Annotated in this window: 1 rRNA gene; it reads right to left on the bottom strand. The window is 53.3% G+C overall.

The window, feature by feature from the left end:
- Window positions 1-255, bottom strand: a 16S ribosomal RNA gene (locus tag MFP24_RS00125); the annotation flags it as partial.

A 255-nucleotide genomic window follows, 5' to 3' on the forward strand; every position in this document is an offset into this window, starting at 1 on the left:
AGTTCGCTTCTCTTTGTATGCGCCATTGTAGCACGTGTGTAGCCCTACTCGTAAGGGCCATGATGACTTGACGTCATCCCCACCTTCCTCCGGTTTATCACCGGCAGTCTCCTTTGAGTTCCCGACCAAATCGCTGGCAACAAAGGATAAGGGTTGCGCTCGTTGCGGGACTTAACCCAACATTTCACAACACGAGCTGACGACAGCCATGCAGCACCTGTCTCTCAGTTCCCGAAGGCACAAGACTGTCTCCAG

This window comes from Brenneria tiliae (assembly GCF_023347575.1).
Lineage (GTDB): Bacteria > Pseudomonadota > Gammaproteobacteria > Enterobacterales > Enterobacteriaceae > Brenneria > Brenneria corticis.